The organism is Pseudomonas hormoni (genome assembly GCF_018502625.1).
Classification (GTDB): domain Bacteria; phylum Pseudomonadota; class Gammaproteobacteria; order Pseudomonadales; family Pseudomonadaceae; genus Aquipseudomonas; species Aquipseudomonas hormoni.
Window position 1 is genome coordinate 2,985,851 of record NZ_CP075566.1, and the last position, 16,562, is coordinate 3,002,412.

Here is a 16,562-nt window from a genome sequence, read left to right on the forward strand (position 1 = left end):
CGGCCGGCCTGGCTCTTCAAGCGTTTCGCATTCCCCTGTGGGAGCTGGCTTGCCAGCGATGGTCGTTAACGATGATGCGTGCTGTCTGAATGAACGCGGTGTCTGGGCGTCCATCGCTGGCAAGCCAGCTCCCACAGGGTACCGGGCTCATCCGCAAGAACACGTCGCCTGATACACCGCTATCGCTAGCAGGCTAGCTCCCACAAACGACAAAGCCCGCACAAGGCGGGCTTTGGGATTCGAGTAGGTGGCCGGCGCTGGTCTCCGGCTTACAAGGTTTATCAGGACTCTCACAGAACAGTTTTGTGCTCTTCTGCTTCACACGGCATAAGGGCTGGATCTCAGCGCGGAGATCTTTCTAACCGTGTACCCTTCGGAACGCGCCCCACGTGTCCTTGCCATCCGCTTGCGCATCAGTCTGCGTCTTCACCTACATGTTCAATATTAGACCACCGTCAGCAAAGCGAAACGGCATTTTTAGACCGATTTGATCCGCAACAAAGCCCCACAGGAAGCAAAGAAAATAACCATCCCGAAGCGGCACTCCCTGCATACCTGCGCAATCTGGCAACAGTGTTTGTCCAGCGGACCGCTGTTTGAGGAAAGAGTAAACTCCTAGCATCGACTTCACCCGGTGAACAAGTGAATCAAGCAGCCACTTACTCACCGGGACCTACCGAAACTCGATGCGAAGGTGAACACCATGAAAACTTTAAAGATCGCGATGTTTCTGGCACTTGCCGGTGTAGCCGCACAGGCATACTCGGATGAAACCTCTACCAATGCAGCCAGCCAGATTCCGGTTCAAAGTTACTCTTACGGCATGAAACTCGATATCCAGAAAATCATCACCGTGACGGATACGGGAGACGAGTGCGCCCCAGTGCCGAAGCAAATGACCTATGAAGACTCGAAGGGTCAACGCCATATCCTGCAGTACCAGGTGATGGGAACCGGCTGTTCAAACGGTTGAGGACCGTGCGGACGATGGGGGGTCGACACTCCATGCCTGCCGCCCCCCTGCATTATCGTCCTGCGGCCGAACCGGCGATCGCTTCATCGGATGCCAACAGCACCGGTATGTAATCCTTCAGAAATTCCACCCATGTCTTTATTTTTGCGTCCACGAACTTTCGTGACGGGTAGATCGCAAACAAGTTGAACTCTTCAAAGTGATACTCCGGCAATACACGCACTAACGTGCCTGCCCTCAGGCCGTCAACTGCAGATGCAATCGGCTGAATGCCGATCCCCATTCCGTTGGTTATCGCCACCGTCATCGCGTCGGCGGTGTTCACGTGAAACGGCGAGATTGGAATGTTCACCGTCTCCACGCCATCAGGCCCCTCGAATGCCCAGTTTTCAACCGGCATGACTGTATTCACGATCCGCAAACAATCATGTTCGCCAAGCGCCGTTGGAGACTCGGGATAGCCGCGTTTGTGCAAGTACGCCGGCGAGGCGCAGAGAATGCTGTAGGTGATGCCAAGCCTTTGCGCGACAAACCCTGAATCGGGCAGATCCCGCGCCAGCACAATCGACATGTCATAGCCCTCCTCCAGCAAGTCCGGCAGTCGATTGGTCACGGTCAGGTCGAACATCACCGACGGATGCGTCTCCCTGTATTTTGCAATGGCATCGATCACGTAATGATTGCCGATGGCGGACATCGCGTGAATCTTCAGCCTGCCCACCGGTGTGGTGTGGGCGGTCCCCGCTTCCTCATCGGCTTCACGCATCTCATCCAGAATTTTCTCGCAGCGCTGCAAGTAGCGAATCCCGGCTTCGGTCAACGCCAGGCGCCGGGTGGTCCGGTTGATCAGGCGGGTTTTCAGCCTGCCCTCCAGACTGGTCACCGCTTTGGACACGTTGGTCGTGGTGGTGTCCAGTGTCTGCGCCGCCGCCGTGAAGCTGCCGGTTTGAGCGACGGCGACGAAACAACGCATGGTCTGGAAAATGTCCATCGCAGGGCCTCGGAAAAGGGATAAAAAAAGGCGACCTTACAGAAGGCCGCCCTTCTCGTCTCGGGTTACTTCTTGCGCGGAATAAAGCCGGGCACGCCGGTTTCCACCACCGAGTTGAAGCGTATTCGGGTTGTAATCTCTTCCTTGATTTCCAGCATTGCCCGGTGCGGCAGGGTGGAAATATCGAAATTTTCCCGGATGTGGCTTGGCGTAGCCGACGTCGTCAGGAACGCGACGCCGCGCTGAACCGCCCAGGCCAGTGCCACTTGCGCCGGGGTCTTTTGCACACGCCGGGCGATCCAGGTAATCACTTCGTCTTCCAGGACATTCGGCTCCATACCATGCCCGAGTGGCGCAAACGCCAGGACGATAATTCCATGTTGCTTGCAAAACTCAAGCAGTTCCCATTCCGGCAAATAAGGATGGGACTCGACTTGCACGACAGCGGGCTTGATCCGCGCTTCGGCCACAATCGCCTGCAACGCCGGCAACGTGACATCCGACAAGCCGATGGACCTGCATCGCCCTTCATCCACCAGGCGCTCAAGCGCTCTCCACGTTTCGATCAGCGTGACGCCTGAATCGTAGATGACGTTGCCTTGCTCATCACGCGGGTCCTGATTGTCACCCGGTTGAAAGGCAAACGGCGTATGGATCAGGTAGCAGTCAATGTAGTCGACCTGAAGGCGACGGCAACTGGCCTCAAAGGCCGGTTGAACCCGCTCGGGACGATGGTTGGTGTTCCACAGTTTGGTGGTGATGAACAGGTCTTCCCGGCGGATCTTTCCGCCCTCCAGCGTTTCCTTGATCGCCACGCCGACGCTGTCTTCATTGCGATAGCGCTCGGCACAGTCAAAATGGCGAAAACCGGCGTCCAAGGCGTCCTTGACCGCTTGGGTGGTGACACTGAGATCGCGGAACAATGTGCCAAATCCAACCGCCGGCATTTCCACAGCGCCGTGATTCAGCGCAAATCGTGTATCGCGAAGGTCATCGTAAAAAGATTCGTAAGACATATCTCTACTCCAATGCTCAGGGCCGCAGCCTCTATTGATACGAAGGTTTCTGGCCTTCGCGATAAGCAACCCGCTGCTCGAACGTACCGACGGAATTGCCGCCGAGCGCCACGTACAGCCGCACCGTGTCGAGGTACTGCGCAGTCTTCACGCGGATTCGACCCAGCAACGCCTGCTGATAGGCGCGTTCCGCTTCCAGCACCTGAAGAATGCTGTTCTCGCCCTGAGTGAAGGCTTGCCGGTTCAACTGCAAGCTGGTTTCAGCGGCGCGCAAGGCGTCTTCCTGCGCGAGGTTTTCCTCGGCGTCATGGTTGATGGCTTGCAGCGTGTCGGCGACCTGGCCGAACGAAGTGATGACGGTCTGCTGGTAACCGGCGAGCGTCGCGTTGTAGCCCTCGACCGCCGCCTGACGTTCAGCCTTGAGCGTGCCGCCATCGAAAATCGGCCCCGCCAGCCCCGCCGCGAACCCCCAGAGTGCGGCACCGCCGTTGCCGGAAGCGGCCTGCGCCAGCGACGCAGACAGGGTGACGTGCGGATAGAGATTCGCGGTTGCGACACCAACCGCCGCGCTGGCCATGTGCAGTTCCGCCTCGGCCTGAAGGACATCCGGCCGGTCGTGAGCCATTTCCGAAGGCACGCTGACGGGCACGTTGGCCGGCAAGACAAACTCGGCCAGATCGAAGTCCGGCGCGATCCAGTCGCCCGGGCCTTTGCCGGTCAGAATCGACAGCGCATGGCGTGCCGAATCCCGCTGCTGAGCGAGAGGCGGCAACAACGTGCGGTCCTGCGCGAGCCGCGTTTCAGCCAGCGAGACATCGATCTGCGTGGTGGTGCCGTTGGCGTGGGCCATGCGCACCAGCTCGAGGTTCTTTTGGTCATTGGCCAGCAGTTTCTCGACGGCTTGCATCTGTGCATTGGCAGAAGCCACCAACAACGCCTGGCTGGCAACACTGCCAGTCAACGTCAGGTACGCCGCTTCGTAACGATGTTTCTGCAGATCGGTAAACGCTTCCTGCTGTTCGACCAGGCGTTTGTTGCCACCGAATGCATCAAGGTCAAAACCGACCCGTGGCCCGATCGCATAGAAGTTGGAAACGGACGGTTCTTTGGCGGTGTGCACCCGTTGCCGGCCGGCCTGGGCGCCAAAATCGACTTGCGGATACAGTGCGCCTTCCGCCGCCGCCACCGAGGACGCCGCTTGCCGAATCGTGGCGTCCGCCGCGACGAGCTCCAGGTTGCCGTCAATGGCGCGACGGACCACCTTGTCGAGCTTCGGCGATTGAAAAGCGGTCCACCAGTCACCGTTCACTTTACGGCCAAGCTGGATGCGTTTTTCACCGTTCTGGCCGAGGCGCTGCTCGGCCTGTTGATCGTAGTGCTGCGACGTGCTCGGTGGTTGCATCTGATAATCAGGGCCAACGGTGCAGGCGGTCAGGAATACCAGCGCCGCAATCGCACCGAAGGTGTTTTTGAACTGAGGTCCATTGATGAAGCGTGCATGGGATTTCATTGGGCAAACTCCACGTTAACTAGTTGGTCGGAACGGGCTTGCGAAGAAAGACAACCAGTGGACTGACCACCAGCATCGCCACCATCAAAATCTTGAACTGGTCGATCACGGCGATAAAAGCAGCCTGGCCGGTGATCATTTCGTTGAGCCCCTCCAGCGCTTGAAGCGACGTCGGCACAGCGGCGTGATACGGCGTCAAGTTGCTGACCAGAGCCATGTGCATCGCCTGCGTATTGTTGAAAAAGAACAACTGCACGATCGCCACACCGAGGGTGCTGCCGTACACCCGGGACAAATTGAACAGGCCGGTGCCTTCCGGACGCAGCGCGGGATCGAGTGTGCTGAACGCGACCTTGGTCAGCGACGGCATCAGGATGCCGATGCCGATCCCCTGGATCGCACCCGCCACTGCCACCGGCGACCAGTCCATCAACGGCGAATAGCCGAGCATCAGCCAGTTGGCGTAAATCACCACGGCCACCCCGGCCGCGACGAACCATCGACGGTCGAAACGCTCGGGAACCCGGTTCATCAGCAGAAACGCACCGACCAGTCCGATGCCACGCGGAATTGTCAACGATCCCGTAGTGTCCGGCGGGTAGCCAAGGATCTCGTCGAGCATCGGCGAGGTCAGGGCCATGGTCGACAGCAGCACAAAACCCACGGCGAAGAAGATGATCGTCGACAGCACGAAATTGCGATCATCGAACAAACGCTTGTTGAGGAAATGCACCTTCTTCGTCAGCACATGCACCGCAAACAGGTAGGTCCCCAGTGCACAGCCCAGCGCTTCCAGCCAGATCTCGGTGGAGGCAAACCAGTCCAGGCGTTCACCGCGGTCGAGCAGCATTTGCAGGCTGATCAACCCCAGCGTGAAGGTGCCGAAGCCGAAGAAGTCGAACGCCGGGGCTTTCTCGGCCTTTTTTTCCTTCAGCAACAGCGCCATCACCAGGAAGATGTACGCCGCCAGCGGCAGGCTGATGTAGAAGATCGGCCGCCATCCGTAATGCTCGCCGATCCAGCCACCGATGCTCGGGCCGCTGACGATGCCGAACAGCACGATGGCCGTCCAGGTCGCGCCAAACTTCGCACGCTTCTCGGCAGGCAACGTCTCCAGTGCAATCGCCATCGACAGCGGCGCGAGCACGCCGCTCGCCAGGCCCTGCATGATCCTCGCACCGATGAATTCCAGCGGTGTCGTTGCCATCGTGACCAGCACCAGTCCGAGCACGAAAAACGCCAGCGCCGCCTGATACACCCGCTTCAAGCCATAACGCGCAGCGAGACATTGCGCGATCGGCAAGGTGATGGCGCTCGCCGCGAGGTACGAGGTGAAGATCCAGCCGGCCTGATCGTCGGTCATCGACAGGCTGCCCTGAATCAACCTGAGTACCGCGTTTGGAACAGGCAGGTTCGCCGACTGCATGTAAGTCGCCAGCAGCGCGACGAACCTCAACGCACGGGCGCCCTCTCCCGCTGGGGCGTTCATGACTCGGTGCCCGCGGACAACAGCGCCTTGAGCGGATGCCACCACGGCGTGCGGTAACCGGTGTCGACCTTGACCGTGGCGCTGGTGCCCGAGTACAGCGGCAGCGCCGGGCTCATTTCGTCGAGTTCAAGACGCACCGGCACCCGCTGCACGACCTTGACCCAGTTGCCGGTCGCGTTTTCCGGCGGCAGCAAGGCGAAGTCCGAACCGGCGCCAGGGCTCATGCTGATCACATGGGCTTTGAAAACGTGATCGGGATAGGTATCGATACGGATGGTCGCTTCCTGGCCGGGGCGCATGTGCGTTACCTCCGTTTCACGGAAGTTGGCCTCGATCCAGATCTCGCGCTCGGACAGCAGCGCAAAGGCTGGCGCGCCGTTATTGACGTAGTTGCCCACCTGCAAATCGTCGACCTTGGCGACGATGCCATCGTCCGGCGCGTACACCGTGGCATACGAGAGGTAAAGCTGCGCCTCGTCGAGCTGCGCCCTGGCTTCGCGCACCGTCGGGTGGCTGTCGGCGTTGATGTCGGGATTGCCGTTCAACGCAACGACGGTGTTGGCGATCTGTTGCTCGATGGACGCAATGCGCTGCCGTGCCACTTTAAGGTCGGTGTCCGCACGGTCGTAAACGGCACGGGAGACAAATTCGGAAGCCACCAGTGCCTTCTTGCGGGCGAACTCTTTCTGGTCGAAACCCGCCGACTCTCTGGCCGATTGCAGCTCGGCCTGTTGCTGCCGATAGCTGGCCTTGAGCCCGTCGATGCGTAACCGCGCCACGCTCAACTGCGCTTCTGCGCGGTCAACCGCGATCTGCAAGGGTTTCGGATCGATGCGGAACAGCACCTGGCCCTTGTGAACGAGCTGGTTGTCCTCGACTGCGATGTCCACAACCTGCCCGGAAATTCGCGCGTTGATCGACGCTTTCGCCACCCGGGCGTAAGCGTTATCGGTGGAAACAAACGGAACCCCCGCCAAATAGTGCGCGTACCCGTACGCCGCGAAGAGCACCGGAACGCCCACCATCAGCAGTGGCCGCAGTTTTTCCTTGAGCGGTTTTTTGGGCGCGTCTGGATAGGCCGGCCCTGGATGCTCGAAGGTCTGTGTTGCTGGAATATCGAACTGTTTGGTCATGATCAAATGCACCTTTAACCGGGAAATAGAGCTAATACCCACTAAAACAGCCTTACCGTGCGCAAAAAGGAGGATCGCTCCGCCGCACCTGTTTCGTAGCCGCTTCACCCCGTTCGAGCTCCGCTACAACAAACCTGCAATCAAGGAATTTCTGGTTCCTTAATTTTGTGCGATGGTGTAAGAATATCCCCACACAAACCTCCATTCAAGGATTTTGTACGACATGGCACAAAATAAAACCACAGAGGGAAAAGGCCGCGGCCGCCCTCGCGCGTATGACCCGCAGACAGCGCTGCAGCAGGCGCTGGGAGTTTTCTGGAGCACCGGCTATTCCGGCGCCTCGCTGGACAGCATCGCCACGGCGGCCGGCATGAATCGTCCGAGCCTCTACGCCGCATTCGGTGACAAGCACGCGCTCTATATAAAAGCGCTTGAGCAGTACTGGGAATTTGCTGCTGCGGCCATGCAAGCCGCGCTGACAGACAATGAGCTGACCTTGCGCGAGGCGTTGACGCAGTTATATGAAGGGCAGCTGGCGATCTACTTCTCGGGAGCTGGACAGGCCCGAGGCTGCTTTGCGATCGGCACGGCGACCACTGAAGCCGTCGAGGATCCGGAAATCCGCGAGGTGTTGTCGGATCGGCTCAGCCGCCTTGATGCCGATCTGGAAACGCGGCTGCGTGTGGCCATCGACAAGAGCGAGTTGAACAACGATGTCGACCCGGCCGCCCTCGCCGTTCTCGCGTCATCGTTGCTGCACAGCATTTCGATCCGGGCGCGGGCAGGCAAACCCCGTGATGAGTTGACCGAAATGGCACGCAACGCGGTCAACGTGATTTGCGGTTGAGGAGTTCTTGAAGTGGGCGAAGGACTCGAAGACATTCTGGCCGAGCAGCTGGCGGTTATTTTTTGCGGGATCAATCCGGGCGTGATGGCCGCGGCGCAGGGGCATCACTTTGCCGGCAGGGGCAATCGCTTCTGGCGCACGCTGCATCTTGCCGGTTTCACGCCGCGGGAAGTGCGCCCGGAAAACGACTGGCAGATTTTGCAGTATCAGTGTGGCTTGACCGCCGTGGTGGATCGGCCGACGGCGCGAGCGGATCAGCTCTCGGTAGATGAATTCACCGCCGCCGCTGCGAATTTCGAACAGAAAATCGCACGCCATGCGCCACGCTTCGTAGCGTTTCTCGGTAAAGCGGCGTATTGCGCATTATCCCGCCAGCGAGACATTGCCTGGGGACTGCAACCAACAACGTTTGGCAATGCCGCGGTGTGGGTGCTGCCCAATCCGAGCGGCCGCAATCTCGCCTTCAGCCAGGAACAGCTGGTTGCCGCTTACCGCCAACTATATCTGGCCACCCACGAGGGCTCGCCATCGACCGCTTGAATACTCCGCCATAAGCAGCGCTTCAGACGCATTGCGATACAGTCGTTGGCACCGCTTTCAGAACAACAAAACAGGAGTTGAAGATGTCCGAACTGAAACTGCACCCCAACGCCGCTGCATCCTTGGCCCAATGGCACGACATGATCCGCCAGGGTGACTTGCAAGCCCTGCCCCGGTTGCTGGACCCGAACGCGGTGTTCCGCTCACCGATGGCGCACACACCGTACCCGGGCGCCAAGGTGGTCACGATGATTCTGACCACGGTGTTTAACGTCTTTGAAAATTTCACCTACCACCGCGAATTGGCGACTGCAGACGGTTTGAATGTCGTACTCGAATTCAGCGCCAAGGTCGGCGGAAAAGAGCTCAAGGGCATCGACATGATCCGCTTCGACGAGCAAGGCAAAATCGTTGAATTCGAGGTTATGGTTCGTCCGATGAGCGGTTTACAGGCTCTGGGCGAAGAAATGGGCCGCCGCCTCGGCGCTTACCTGGCCGCCAGCAAAGCCTGACAACCCTTGGGTCACCGATCGGATTGACCCAACCACCTCCCGTCTGCGGACTACGCTCAACGTGAGCGCTGCATAAATGCCTATTTCGTTGCATTATCGCAGCGCTCAACGCATCGCCTGCCCTCGTGCTCCCCTGTTCGCAGCGCCTTTCAGTTGGCATGCGATATGCCCCGCTTTGACTGCCTGAGTGATTTCAGCCAGGTCCCATTAGCCAAATCGAGCCGATCCACCGATGGATATCCTGAATTTACTGACCAACAAGGCGCAGCCTCTGACCAGCACCCTCAGCGCTGACGGGCAACTGATCAGCCTGTCCGCCAGCCTGAGCGATCAACTGGGCTATGACCCCGAAGCGCTGCTGAACCAGCCGATCGAGCGCATCTTCAGCGTCGAATCGCTACGCGCCGTGCAGTCGTTGTTTGCCAATCCGCCCGCCGACGAGCAAGTCCACAGCCTGGAACTGACCCTGATTCGCCACAACGGCGGCTTGCTGCCGGTGGTCGCTTGCGGCTTGCTGGAATGGCGCTCGGTCCACCCGGCGCGCCTGTATCTGCTGAAAATCCCCCTCGGCGCGCTGGGCCATCGACTGCGGGAAATGCACAACGCCAATGAAGTCATGAGTCAGATGCTGCAGAGCGCCAAGGTCGCGTACTGGTGCATCGAGTTTGCCGAGGCGGTGGACATCAACACCTCGCCGGACGAAATCGTGCGCCAGGTGTTCGAAAACGACTCCCACTGGCGACTGTGCAATCGCGCCATGGCCGAGGTGTACGAGATGCCTTCGGATGTCGATTTCAACCAGCAACCGGTGCGCCTGTACTGGCCGCGCAGCCCCGCCAACGAAGAGTTTGTGCGGCGCCTGATCGAAGCCGGTTTCCACGTGGACTGCGCGCTGTCGGTGGATCGCCGTCACGACGGCTCGCCGGCCTACGTCGAGAACGATGTGCGCGCAACCATCGTCAACGGCCATCTGTTGCGTATGTGGGGCAGCATTCGCGATGTCAGTCAGGAACTGCGCATGCAGCACGACGCCGAGCAGCGCATCGACGCGTTGCGCCGGGTGTTCGATGCGGTGCCCGACGCGGTGCTGGTGATCGATGAGCACCTGCAACCGCAATGGCGCAACTCAGCCTTCGAAGAAACCTTCGGCATCACCCATGGCGCCGGCATCGCTCGGCTGCTGCTGGACAACGCCCTGCCCGAGCGCACCTGGCACAGCCTGCCCCTGCCGGACTTGAGCGGACGCCAGCTGAATTTCAATGTGCATTGCTCGCGCATCCTGATTCGTGAAGGCGTGGCCTGGCGAGTCGCGGTGTTTCGCGAAAGCCAGGGCGTGCGCCGTGCCGAAGAGTTGCACCCATGAAAGACAAGAACCTGCCACCCACGCTGCAGATGGGCATGCGCTCTTCGGTCAACGTCAGCAGCGAAGTGCTCGGCGCGTTGCTGGAAACACCCGCACTGCACGCCTTGCTCGACAGCTTCAGTGACGCGCTGATCGTGACGGACGGTGAAGGCCGGGTGCGCTTTCTCAACCTCGCCGCCGAGCGCGTCAACCGTTTGTCCCGACAGCAAGCCAGCGGTTTGTCCGACAGTGAGTTTTTCCAGCGCTCGGCGCTGAATTACGAAGATTTTCAGGCCGCGCTGAATCGCGGCGGCAACAGCGCGTTGACCCGTTCGCGGGAAGGTCGGGTTCTGCTCAGCAGCACCCACGCCATTCCCACCGGAGCCTACGAAAAACCGTTCAGGATGCTGACCCAGAAAGACTTCGACGGCAGCCAGCCGCAGCGTCGCGCCTCGCTGGGTAACCGGCCGGTGGAAACCCAGGGCCTGCGCGATCCGCAGGACAACGCCTTGCACCTGTCACCGCAGCTCTCGAGCATCGCCGACACCGGCGTCCGCGCGTTCCGGCGGCGTGCGCGATTGTTGCTGCTGGGCGAACCGGGCGTCGGCAAGACCGCCATCGCACGCCACATCCACCGCGCCGCCGGTTGGGGCGACCGGCCATTCATTCACGTCAACTGCGGGAGCATTCCGGAGAGCCTGTTCGAGTCGGAGATGTTCGGCTATGAACGCGGCGCCTTCACCGGCGCGTTGCAGGGCGGCAAGCAAGGCTATATCGAGGCGGCTTCCGGCGGAACATTGTTCCTCGACGAGATCGGTGAAATCCCCCTGCACGTGCAGGCCAAGCTACTGAAGTTCCTGGAGGACAGCACCATCCAGTCGGTCGGCTCACCGTTGAGCAAAACGGTGCAGGTGCAGGTCATTGCCGCCACCAACAAAGACTTGCGTCATCTGGTGAGCATCGGTGAGTTTCGCGCCGACCTCTACTATCGCCTGGCGGTCCTGCCGGTGGAAATTCCGCCGCTGCGCCAGCACCGGGATGACTTGCCGTTTCTCATCGACATCCTGCTGAGCCGCATCAACGGCGATCGCGAACCGTCGCTGAGCCTGTCCGCCGGTTGCCGCAAGCGCCTGTTGGGTTATGACTACCCCGGCAACATCCGCGAACTGGTGAACATCTTCGAACGGCTGGCGGTGCTCGCCGACGATGAAGCCCAGGAGCATCATCTGCCGGCCGAACTGCTCGAACCGGCGCGACCTCAGGAGCGGGTGAACCCAGTGGCGGCCGACGAAGAGGATGCGGAGCAAAACCTCAAGCTGCAGGTTCAGCATTTCGAACGCCAGATCATCCTCAAGGCCGTGCATGTGTGCGGCAGCAAACGTAAAGCGGCGGTACATCTGGGTATCGACATCGGGACGTTGATTCGCAAACTCCAGCGGGACTGAAACCCTGCAATGTCAGTGAGCACGGCGCGGTCCCTGTGGGAGCGGGCTTGCCCGCGATTGCGGTGGCTCAGTCAATGAAGATGTTGGATGTTACTCCGCTATCGCGGGCAAGCCCGCTCACACAGGGTTCTGTGTTTTCCTGGATTACACCTAACCGCTGCGAAAACGCATACATATCTAGTTACTTCTGCCTGCACCTCACCTCTCAAAAAACAATAAACCCTTAATTTTCAACAAGTTAAATAACTGGCACGACCTGTGCTCCTGCTACCTGCAACCCACCATCGTTGGGCTTTGCATCAGGGCCGGCTTTCATCAGCCGCGCCGGTAGCCAGGAGGAATAATAAAAATGTTGATCACCGGGATCAAAAGCCGACCGGTCTATGACCGGTTGCAACCGCTGCCGGGAGGTATCCGGCACATCATTGCCGGGCAAGGCAGCGGCGGTCGCGCCATGTTGCGCTTGCTGGAAGAAATGGCCGGCCAGGATCGGCCGATTACCTTGCTGTACTCCCTGGAATCCTTTTCCGGCCAGGATTTCCTCACGCAGTTGCAGCAGCACCCCGAGCACCCGCTGCATGTGCATGCGACCAACCAGTCGTTGATCGACGCGCTGAAAACCCTGCTCGGCGAAGCCCGCATGGGCACCCGCCTCTATCTCGCCGGTTCGGAAAGTTTCCTCGGCAGCGCCATGCAGGTGGCTACGCATTTCGACCTGAACCGCGACGAAGTGCTGCGCGAGCACTCCGGCACGTTGGTTCGCCGCGTCTGGTGCGTGCACTGCGACACCTACACCGAAAACGTGACTCGACGCGTCTATGACTGCCCCGGCTGTGGCCTGACGCTGGTGGTGCGCGATCACTATTCCCGGCGGTTGGCAGCCTTTCAGGCGGTCAAGGCCGATGCCGAAGTCCCGGGTGAATTGCCCGAAGCCGAGGAGCTCGACACATGAGCCAGAACAATGGCACGTTGAACCTGCGGGTGGCCCGAATCGAAGCGGTGACCCCGGAAATCAAGCGCTTCACCCTGGTGTCGCCGACCGGCGCGCACTTGCCGGCCTTCTCCGGCGGCAGCCACGTCGTGGTGCTGATCGCCAACCAGCAGAACACTTTGCGCAACCCGTATTCGCTGCTGAGTTCACCGTACGACACCAGCAGTTATCAGATTGCCGTGCGCCGCGTGGACAGCGGACGCGGTGGTTCGGCGTCGCTGCACGACAACGTCAGTGAAGGTGACCTGATCGAGGTCACCCCACCGGTCAACCTGTTCCCGCTGATCAAACAGGCGCGCCTGCACCTGTTCATCGCCGGTGGTGTCGGCATCACGCCGGTGATTTCCCAGCTTGAAGAGTTGCGCCTGAGCAAGGTGCCTTTCGAGCTGCATTACGCAGTGCGCGGTGAAGAACATGCGCAGCTCGGCAAGGAGTTGCAGGCCACCTACGGCGAGCAGGTTCACCTGTACCGCAAGGGCATTGAATCGCGCATGGAAATCGGTCGGGTACTCGCCGACCGCCCGTTGGGCAGCCACGTCTATGTGTGCGGCCCGGACAGCATGATCGACGCCACACTGGCCTGCACCCGTGACCTTGGCTGGACCGACAGCCACGTGCACTTCGAGCGGTTCCTCGAACAAAGCAGCGGCGGCGAAGCCTTCAGTTTCACCCTCGGCCGCAGCGGCGCAACGATTGAGGTCTCGCCCGACCAGACCATGCTCGAAGCGGTCGAAGCGGCCGGCTACAGCATGCCGTACCTGTGTCGCGGCGGTGCCTGCGGGCATTGCGAAACCGAAGTGCTGGAACTCGACGGCGAGCTGCTGCACAGCGATGACTGGCTGTCCGACGAAGACAAGGTCGGCCGCAAGAAAATCATGCCCTGCGTATCCCGCGCCAAGTGCAATCGCCTGGTCATCGACCTCTGATCGACGGAGAAAAAAAACAATGAATATCCAATTCAATCCCGACGAAACCTATCGCGACGACTACACCTTCGCCAACAGCCCGGAAACCATCGCCCGCGCGCCCTTCCCGTTCCCCGATGACGACTACATGTATTCGATGAACCTCGAACCGCATGTGTCCGTGGGCGACGGTGCGTTTCGCGCCGCGTTCGATATCGACGAGCACTACATCAGCGAATGCCGGGACCGCGCGATCACCCTGGAGAAAGATCCGGGCATGCACTACGTCTCGGCGCCGCACATGATGGAGGCGCAATGGGATTTGCTGGAGCTGATCATGGAGTCCTACGCCCGGGACTATCCGCAGTACTTCAGCCTGGCGCGTGAAGGTCGGCAGTGGCACTGGACCAACCGCCTGCTGAACATCGACGACCACTTCACCTTCGGCGATCCGGCCACCCTGCCCTACGAGCCGATGGAGTACGTGACCCGTCAGGCCCAGGGCGATTGGGTGTTGCAGGAGGAGCGTGACGGCACGCTGTACTGGGGCGCGGGGATCGCCACCCAGCGCGCGGATTACTCGCTGCGTTTCAACCTCGGCATGAGCTGGGAGGAGTTCCACGGGCCGGTGCCGCTGGTCAAGGAAATCGGCATGCTCGACCGCGCCTTGAAGTTCCTGCTGCGCCTGCGCACTGGCCATCCGGTGCGTCGCCTGAACTGGTCGCTGACGGTCAACCCGCGCCTCGAAGTCTCGGCCGAAAGCCTGCCGGAATGGGCGCCGGACCGGACCATCGTCACCGCGCAAAACGCCGGCAAACTGGTTTACCTGCGCATCGAGTTGCAACCGCTGCATCGCCTGCCGCGCAGTAACGCCATCGTCTTTCCGATCCGCACTTATCTGCTCAGCCTCGAAGACATCGCGACCAACCCGGCGTGGGCCCGGCGCATGCATCGGGTGCTGCGGGACTTGAATCAGCAATTGGTTGATTACAAGGGTTTCAGTCGCTATCGCGATGCGGCGGTCGAGTGGTTGTCGCAGTACGACGACGGGCGCGACAACGAATCAAAAAAACAGGCGTGACCCTGTGGCGAGCGAGCTTGCTCGCGCTGGGCTGCGTAGCGGCCCCTATTTGTGAGTGCTGCGCACTCAAGCGGGAGCAAGCTCCCTCGCCACACCAACCCCGCCAGCACCAATCCACTGCCATTGATAATGAGGAAATAAAATGAGTGGCTCATCCAACACGCGTGCAAGCGTCAGCGCCGATCAGGACGCGGAACAACTCCGCGCCCTCGGCTACAGTTCGGATTTCAACCGCAGCATGAGCCTGTGGGAGAACTTCTCCCTGGGATTTACCTACCTGTCGCCGGTCGTCGGCGTCTACACCCTGTTCGGTTTGTGCCTGGCCGCCGGCGGCCCGCCGATGTTCTGGTCCTACCTGCTGATCGGCGCCGGGCAATTGCTGGTGTGCCTGATCTTCGGTGAAATCGTCTCGCAGTTCCCGATTTCCGGGGGTGTCTATCCGTGGGCCCGTCGTCTGGTGGGCAAGCGCTGGGCGTGGATGGTCGGCTGGGTGTATGCCTGGGCGTTGTGCGCCACCATCGCCGGCGTCGCCGTGGGTGCCGGGCCGTACCTGGCGATCATGCTGGGCTTCAATCCCGGTCCCGAAGCCAACATCTACATTGCCCTGACGATCATCCTGCTCTCGACCGCCCTCAACCTGGTGGGCACCAAACTGCTGGCGCGGGTAGCGATGTTCGGCTTTCTCTGCGAGCTGGTCGGGGCGATTCTGGTCGGCGGCTATCTGCTGATTTTCGAGCGTCATCAGCCGTTCAGCGTGCTGTTCGACACCTTCAACCTTGAGGTCAACGGTTCGTACCTGCCGGCGTTCCTCGCGGCCTCGCTGGCGGGCCTGTTCCAGTACTACGGTTTCGAGGCCTGCGGCGATGTCGCCGAAGAAACCCCGAACCCGGGCAAGCGCATTCCGAAGGCCATGCGCATGACCATTTACATCGGTGGCGCGGCGGCGATGTTCGCCTGCCTGGCGCTGATCCTCTCGGTGCCGGACATGGCCAAGGTCCTGGCCGGTGAAGACACCGACCCGGTGGCCACCATCCTCGCCACTGCTTTCGGCCCGGTGGGTTCGCGACTGGTGATGGCGGTGGTGATGGTGTCGTTCATCTCTTGCGTGCTGAGCCTGCAAGCGGCGGCCAGTCGCCTGCTGTTCGCCTACGCCCGTGACGAAATGATCATCGGCAGCTCGCTGCTCAAACGCCTCTCGGGCAACCACGTGCCGTCGTTCGCGTTGCTGATCAGCGGCCTCGTGCCAGCGGCGATTGTTTGCCTGGGCATGTTCATGGCCGATGCCGTGGCGACCATCGTTGGTTTTGCGGCGATTGGTATTTACGTGGCGTTCCAGTTGATTGTCGTCGCTGCATTGATCGCCCGCGCCAAGGGCTGGCGCCCGAACGGGCAGTTCACGCTGGGTGCGTGGGGCTTGTGGGTGAACCTTGCCGCGTTGATCTATGGCGTCTGCGCCATCGTCAACATGGTCTGGCCGCGCTCGCCGGATGCGCCGTGGTACATCAACTATTCGATGATCCTGACCACGCTGGTGGTGATGGGTGCGGGGCTGGTTTACATGCTGCTGGGCAAGCCGTACGACAAAGGCACGGCGCCGGCGGGTGATGCGTGGAAGTTTTCGAAACCGCTGGTTAAGGCGGCTGATATTTCCAGTGCGCCGGTAAACAGATCGGCTATTTGATAACAGCCATCCCTGTACTGTAGGAGCGAGGCTTGCCCGCGAAAGCGGTGTGTCAGCCAACATCAATGCTGAATGTGATGGCCTCTTCGCGGGCAAGCCTTGCTCC

At 60.4% G+C, this 16,562-nt stretch carries 15 protein-coding genes; 10 read left to right on the forward strand and 5 right to left on the reverse strand.

What is annotated here, in order from left to right:
• The first annotated feature begins 703 nt into the window (after window positions 1-703).
• On the forward strand, window positions 704-973 hold the full coding sequence (locus KJF94_RS13785) for a DUF2790 domain-containing protein (protein WP_214384240.1): 270 nt from the start codon (window positions 704-706) through the stop codon (window positions 971-973).
• Between the two features lie 52 nt (window positions 974-1,025).
• Here KJF94_RS13785 and KJF94_RS13790 read toward each other — a convergent pair whose 3' ends face one another.
• The 5 genes from KJF94_RS13790 to KJF94_RS13810 all read right to left on the reverse strand — a co-directional run bounded on the left by KJF94_RS13790 (window position 1,026) and on the right by KJF94_RS13810 (window position 7,112).
• A complete protein-coding gene (locus KJF94_RS13790; protein ID WP_214384242.1) occupies window positions 1,026-1,964 on the reverse strand; it encodes a LysR family transcriptional regulator in 939 nt (312 codons plus the stop codon).
• Window positions 1,965-2,029: 65 nt separating this feature from the next.
• Entirely contained in the window at window positions 2,030-2,980 is a 951-nt protein-coding gene (locus tag KJF94_RS13795; protein ID WP_214384244.1) for an aldo/keto reductase, read from the reverse strand.
• 31 nt (window positions 2,981-3,011) lie between these two features.
• Window positions 3,012-4,490, reverse strand: a complete 1,479-nt coding sequence (locus KJF94_RS13800; protein WP_214384245.1) for an efflux transporter outer membrane subunit — start codon at window positions 4,488-4,490, stop codon at window positions 3,012-3,014.
• 19 nt (window positions 4,491-4,509) lie between these two features.
• On the reverse strand, window positions 4,510-5,979 hold the full coding sequence (locus tag KJF94_RS13805) for a DHA2 family efflux MFS transporter permease subunit (RefSeq protein WP_214384247.1): 1,470 nt from the start codon (window positions 5,977-5,979) through the stop codon (window positions 4,510-4,512).
• The gene (locus KJF94_RS13810; RefSeq protein ID WP_214384249.1) at window positions 5,976-7,112 is read right to left on the reverse strand and encodes an HlyD family secretion protein; all 1,137 of its coding nucleotides are present in this window, start codon (window positions 7,110-7,112) and stop codon (window positions 5,976-5,978) included. The genes KJF94_RS13805 and KJF94_RS13810 overlap by 4 nt, the downstream gene beginning before the upstream one ends.
• A 223-nt stretch (window positions 7,113-7,335) precedes the next feature.
• On the opposite strand from KJF94_RS13810, the gene KJF94_RS13815 reads away from it, so the two are divergent.
• The 9 genes from KJF94_RS13815 to KJF94_RS13855 all read left to right on the forward strand — a co-directional run bounded on the left by KJF94_RS13815 (window position 7,336) and on the right by KJF94_RS13855 (window position 16,456).
• Complete coding sequence (locus KJF94_RS13815; protein ID WP_214384251.1) at window positions 7,336-7,959, forward strand: TetR/AcrR family transcriptional regulator; 624 nt, start codon at window positions 7,336-7,338, stop codon at window positions 7,957-7,959.
• 12 nt (window positions 7,960-7,971) lie between these two features.
• Window positions 7,972-8,499 carry a G/U mismatch-specific DNA glycosylase gene (mug, locus tag KJF94_RS13820; RefSeq protein WP_214384253.1) on the forward strand — a complete coding sequence of 176 codons (528 nt, stop codon included), beginning with the start codon at window positions 7,972-7,974 and terminating at the stop codon, window positions 8,497-8,499.
• A gap of 83 nt (window positions 8,500-8,582) precedes the next feature.
• Complete coding sequence (locus KJF94_RS13825) at window positions 8,583-9,011, forward strand: nuclear transport factor 2 family protein (RefSeq protein ID WP_214384254.1); 429 nt, start codon at window positions 8,583-8,585, stop codon at window positions 9,009-9,011.
• 232 nt (window positions 9,012-9,243) lie between these two features.
• Window positions 9,244-10,374 (forward strand): PAS domain-containing protein, encoded by a 1,131-nt coding sequence (locus KJF94_RS13830; protein WP_214384256.1) that lies wholly within the window; start codon window positions 9,244-9,246, stop codon window positions 10,372-10,374.
• A complete protein-coding gene (locus tag KJF94_RS13835; RefSeq protein ID WP_214384258.1) occupies window positions 10,371-11,798 on the forward strand; it encodes a sigma-54 interaction domain-containing protein in 1,428 nt (475 codons plus the stop codon). The genes KJF94_RS13830 and KJF94_RS13835 overlap by 4 nt, the downstream gene beginning before the upstream one ends.
• 349 nt (window positions 11,799-12,147) lie before the next feature.
• Window positions 12,148-12,750 (forward strand): dimethylamine monooxygenase subunit DmmA family protein, encoded by a 603-nt coding sequence (locus KJF94_RS13840; protein WP_214384260.1) that lies wholly within the window; start codon window positions 12,148-12,150, stop codon window positions 12,748-12,750.
• Complete coding sequence (locus KJF94_RS13845) at window positions 12,747-13,715, forward strand: PDR/VanB family oxidoreductase (protein WP_214384262.1); 969 nt, start codon at window positions 12,747-12,749, stop codon at window positions 13,713-13,715. Before KJF94_RS13840 ends, KJF94_RS13845 begins: the two co-directional genes overlap by 4 nt.
• Before the next feature lie 19 nt (window positions 13,716-13,734).
• Window positions 13,735-14,775 carry a heme-dependent oxidative N-demethylase family protein gene (locus KJF94_RS13850; RefSeq protein WP_214384264.1) on the forward strand — a complete coding sequence of 347 codons (1,041 nt, stop codon included), beginning with the start codon at window positions 13,735-13,737 and terminating at the stop codon, window positions 14,773-14,775.
• Window positions 14,776-14,917: 142 nt separating this feature from the next.
• Complete coding sequence (locus KJF94_RS13855; RefSeq protein WP_214384266.1) at window positions 14,918-16,456, forward strand: APC family permease; 1,539 nt, start codon at window positions 14,918-14,920, stop codon at window positions 16,454-16,456.
• Window positions 16,457-16,562: the final 106 nt, after the last annotated feature.